5 protein-coding genes are annotated in these 4,644 nt (G+C 41.3%); 4 read left to right on the plus strand and 1 reads right to left on the minus strand.

The window, feature by feature from the left end; all coding sequences use genetic code 11:
- Positions 1 to 80: 80 nt before the first annotated feature.
- Together E5A76_RS17340 and E5A76_RS17345 are read left to right on the plus strand one after the other, a co-directional pair.
- Positions 81 to 479: a hypothetical protein gene (locus tag E5A76_RS17340; protein WP_161119700.1), complete on the plus strand. Its 399-nt coding sequence runs from the start codon at positions 81 to 83 to the stop codon at positions 477 to 479.
- A gap of 139 nt (positions 480 to 618) precedes the next feature.
- Positions 619 to 1,686 (plus strand): methyltransferase, encoded by a 1,068-nt coding sequence (locus E5A76_RS17345; RefSeq protein WP_161119701.1) that lies wholly within the window; start codon positions 619 to 621, stop codon positions 1,684 to 1,686.
- Between the two features lie 12 nt (positions 1,687 to 1,698).
- Here the strand turns inward: E5A76_RS17345 and E5A76_RS17350 are convergent, their stop codons facing one another.
- On the minus strand, positions 1,699 to 2,562 hold the full coding sequence (locus tag E5A76_RS17350; RefSeq protein ID WP_161119702.1) for an alpha/beta hydrolase: 864 nt from the start codon (positions 2,560 to 2,562) through the stop codon (positions 1,699 to 1,701).
- Positions 2,563 to 2,802: 240 nt separating this feature from the next.
- Between E5A76_RS17350 and E5A76_RS17355 the strand changes: the two genes are divergently transcribed.
- Positions 2,803 to 4,044, plus strand: coding sequence for an NAD(P)/FAD-dependent oxidoreductase (locus tag E5A76_RS17355; protein WP_161119703.1), 1,242 nt, complete (start codon positions 2,803 to 2,805; stop codon positions 4,042 to 4,044).
- Between the two features lie 150 nt (positions 4,045 to 4,194).
- On the plus strand, positions 4,195 to 4,410 hold the full coding sequence (locus E5A76_RS17360) for a YdcH family protein (RefSeq protein ID WP_008988644.1): 216 nt from the start codon (positions 4,195 to 4,197) through the stop codon (positions 4,408 to 4,410).
- Positions 4,411 to 4,644 lie beyond the last annotated feature (234 nt).

The following is a 4,644-nucleotide window of genomic DNA, read 5'->3' on the forward strand; positions in this document are numbered from 1 at the left end:
GTATTACAAGCTTAATATAGACAGCGAAATAATGCTTAGCTGATAAAATTCTAATTAATAACAGCGATAATAATTAAACAATGAAAAAACTTTTCCTAACAACTTTAGCTAGCTTGCTCATTGTCGGTTGTACTAGTAAACCTGTAATGAATTTAAACAATGTTTATGTGCCAACGACTGTGACGGGACAACAGCACACGGCAGAAGATGTACAAAAAGCGATTTTAACGGCTGCAGAGCAGCGCGGTTGGAGTGCGCGAGTGATCAAGCCGGGTTTGATTTTGGCGAATATTTCGGTGCGAACCCATAGTGCAACCGTTGAGATCCCATATTCATCAACCAGCTACAGCATTGACTATAAAGACAGCCAAAACTTAGATTACGATGGTACTGATATTCATCGTAATTATAATAATTGGGTGGTGAGACTTTCACGCTCAATCCAACAACAACTGGGTGTAAGTACCCAAAATTATTAATAAAAAAAGAGGTGTTTATTGGTAAGTCATTGAGCGAAAAGGTGACAAGGTTAATTACCAATAATTTGTTTTAGAACAATAATGCCCCCTCAAGGGTCGATAGAATAAGCGCTAACTATATAATTGATGTAGGTGTCGCGTGACCCATTATTCTATTGATCCTTTCAATGCTCTTGATGCAAAAACAGAAGCGCAAAAACTCGCTTTTGCTCCTATCGTATTTCAAACCGCTAAGTCACTGCGTGATCTTGGTATTCTTGCTGCATTAGACGAAGTGAAAAAAGAAGGGCTGGATGCTGCTGCCATTTCAAAGCGTACAGGGATCAGTGAATACGGGGTCAAAGTACTATTAGATATGGGGTTAAGTGCTCATATCGTAACGTGGCAGGCTCCCAATTATCGTTTAGCGAATCTTGGTTACTATCTATTGCATGACGGTATGACACGAGCGAACTTAGACTTTATTGCTGATGTTTGTTATGCCGCGATGATGCACCTTTCTGACTCTATCAAAGAAAGTAAACCGGCAGGCTTGGTGGAACTCGGTGATTGGGAAACCATTTACCAAGGGTTATCACAATTGCCAACGGCTGCTAAAGAAAGTTGGTTTAACTTCGATCACTTCTATTCTGATCGTTCATTCCCGTTATTGCTTGAGCGTGTCTTTGCTAAAAAGCCTAAGCGTTTATTTGATATTGGTGGTAACACGGGGAAATGGGCGCAACAGTGCTGTGCTTATGATCCTGATGTCAATGTCACCATTATCGACTTGCCACAACAAATAGAAATGGCGCTTGCACAAGCTCAAGAAAAAGGCTTAGCTGAACGCATTAATGGTGTCGGTATCAACTTACTGGATAAAACCCAAGCGCTACCAAAAGGTGCCGATGTGTGGTGGATGAGCCAGTTCTTAGATTGTTTCTCGCCAATGGAAATTCTCAGTATTTTACGTCGAGTGCGAGAAGCTATGTCACCGGGTGCGACCGTGTATATTCTTGAGCTGTTTTGGGATGCCCAGCGCTATGAAGCTGCCACCTATAGCTTGAATGCAACCTCGTTATATTTCACCTGTTTAGCAAATGGTAATAGCCGTTTCTACCGCAGTGAAGACTTCCTTGAAATTGTCGCAGAAGCTGGGCTTGTGGTTGTTGAGCGAGAAGATAACATCGGTTTAGGTCATACCTTACTGACACTGGCTGCGGCATAACCTGACGTTTAACTACTCTTGATAGGCGATCATCTCCATTGGTGTAACAGAAGTTTGGTTTCTTACCAATTGCTCAGTGGCTTTTAACCATTGAGCAATATGTTGCTGGTGGTGCGGGTGTTCATTTGTCATTGCTCTGGCATGGCGGCAGTCATCTAATGCCATAAACGCTTTCGTGCCTTTAATATGGCTATAAACATGCTCACCAAACTCAAAAGGCACGACTGCATCATGCTGACAATGGATCACCAAGGCGTGGCTTGACGGGATGCGATGTAGGCTTTGTGCGGCAGCATAATCATCTCGCATGATCAGGTGTGCTAACCAGTCATACATGATGCCAAAAGGGCTGTGGCGTAATACAAATTGGGCTTCTTTGATGTAACTGCTAAACGGTGAATCAAGGATCATGCCATCAATAGCGACTGGGTTATCTGCCCATGCGCGTAGAAAAATATTACTCCCAGTTGAAGTCGCAACCACAAATAATGGTTGGTGGTTATATTGGCTGATAAAGTTCAGTATTGAAATCGCATCAAGGTATGCGGCTTTATCTGTCGCACGTCCGGTAGAATAACCAAAGCCCGAATAGTCAAAGGTCAGAACATTAAATCCATGTTGAGTCAGCCATACGACTTTCTCTTGGGTTTGCTCCATTTGCCCACTATTGCCATGAAAATGCACAATCATACCGCGTTGTGGAGAGTTTGAAGCAGGAAAAAGGCGATAAGCAATGTGATTGCCTGAAAGTGAATAAATACGCGAGACTTTTTCGCTCGGATCGCGGTCATTAGAGGGAGAAAAGAAGGCTTGGTTAGCGCATCCATTAAGTAATAAGACTGTTAGTAAGCTTGTGAGATATAACAATGATTTCATCGTCTTGCCTTCCACTCACCCGACATATTGATAAGTGTGTACAGCGTGGCGACAAAATGTGATCTCGTTTATGAGAAATCAAAACAATGATTCACATATCCATTTTTTAAAGCAAAGACTTGGGCAAGAAGTGGCGCGATGACAGATCTTTGCTAAACTCCTTGCTCGCATTAACAGACCATTTAACCTTATCGAGTCATACTTCAGATAAGCGCATTCTATCGTGATCAAAGGAACAAGATTTTGAATAACAGACAACGCACACAAGTCGCAATTATTGGTGCAGGTCCATCAGGAGCTGTTGCAGCCGCGTTACTCAATCAACATAAGGTTGATGTTGTCGTTTTAGAGAAAAACACCTTTCCTCGTTTTTCTATTGGTGAAAGCTTACTGCCTGCGTGTATGGAAGTGATCAAAAAAGCCAATATGGTCGATGCTGTTAATGCGGCTGATTTCCAATACAAGAACGGTGCGGCATTTCGTCGTCGTGACACTTACACTGCATTTGATTTTCGTGACAAGTTTACTGATGGTGCAGGCACAACGTTTCAGGTTCAACGTGGCAACTTTGATAAAGTGCTGGCGGATGAAGCGGCAAAGCAAGGTGTTGAAATTCGCTACCAACACAATGTGGAAGCGGTGGATTGCGGCGATACTACATCGGTATTAACAGTACGTGATGAAGTGAGCGATCAGGTTTATCAACTAGAAGCTGATTTCATTCTTGATGCCAGTGGTTTTGGCCGTGTGCTACCGCGTTTACTCGATTTAGAACAACCATCATGCTTGCCTGTACGCCATGCGATTTTCACCCATGTTGTCGATCATATCGAAGATAGTGGTGTTGAGCATGATCGTGAAAAAATCCTGATCTCAGTACATCCAACCAATGAAGATGTTTGGTTCTGGTTGATCCCATTTAGCAATGGCACTTGTTCATTAGGTGTTGTGGCAGAGCCTGCGTTCTTAGCCCAATACGATGCTGATGAAAAAACAGCGCTGCAACAAATTGTGGCAGAAGAGCCAACCTTAAATAAACTGCTGAGCAAGGCAGAATACTCAAACCCAGCAGCGCAAATTGGTGGTTATTCTGCCAATGTTAAACACCTTGCTACCAACAACTATGCTCTGCTTGGTAATGCTGGGGAGTTTTTAGATCCTGTGTTCTCATCGGGTGTGACGATTGCGATGCAGTCAGCCGACTTCGCGGTTAATGCATTATTAAAGCAATTAGCTGGTGATGAAGTAAATTGGCAGCAAAATTATGCTGATAAGCTGATGGTAGGTGTGAATACTTTCCGCACGTATGTTGAAGGTTGGTACTCAGGTGAATTACAGAAAGTGATTTTCTATACCGATCCTGATCCTAAAATTAAACAAATGGTGTGTTCGATTTTGGCAGGTTACGCATGGGATCAAAACAACCCGTTCGTTGCTCAGTCTGAGCGTCGTTTACGCACCCTTGCAGAAATCTGTAGTTAATCAGATTGCCTCTATTTCAAGCCATGTTCAATGGCTTGAAATAGTAATATTGGTTTTCATAAATAGGGCAGCAAAAGCGTGATTTTTGTCTTAATTTAATTAGATAGAAGGCGTATAACTAATACATACACTATTTATGAGGAAGTACCGATGTTTCCAGAATATAAAGATTTAATCGATTCTTTAAAGGGCAAAGAAGTTGGTTTTGATCGTCTATACGACAAACACAGCGAGCTAAATGCTGAAATCGAAAAAATGACAGCGAAAGACGGTTACGACGAAGATATTATTGATAAGCTAAAGAAAGAAAAGCTACTACTTAAAGATGAAATCTTGGCTTATTTAAAAAATGCCGAAGCGAAGTAAGAATCTATTCGTCAACAATAAGTAAATTGAAACAGAAAAGATAAGCGTTGGCTTTTCTTTTCTGTTTTTTTATTTATAAGCATATTTTTTGTCCGTCTTTTATTGCCTTGTTTGGTAACGTTAATCACTGATCCTCCATTTTGCTTACCTTTATCGAAGAGTAAACGTGATAAGTGTCACGTAAAAGTTTTTTATTGCTGATAAATAATACAATAAAATATTTTTAGTGTAATA

The organism is Photobacterium lucens (assembly GCF_009873615.1).
In the GTDB taxonomy this organism is placed as follows: domain Bacteria; phylum Pseudomonadota; class Gammaproteobacteria; order Enterobacterales; family Vibrionaceae; genus Photobacterium; species Photobacterium lucens.

Coding starts and splice junctions, on each gene's coding strand:
- E5A76_RS17340 (WP_161119700.1), top strand. CDS start 81: ATGAAAAAACTTTTCCTAACAACTTTAGCTAGCTTGCTCATTGTCGGT.
- E5A76_RS17350 (WP_161119702.1), bottom strand. CDS start 2,562: ATGAAATCATTGTTATATCTCACAAGCTTACTAACAGTCTTATTACTT.
- E5A76_RS17360 (WP_008988644.1), top strand. CDS start 4,195: ATGTTTCCAGAATATAAAGATTTAATCGATTCTTTAAAGGGCAAAGAA.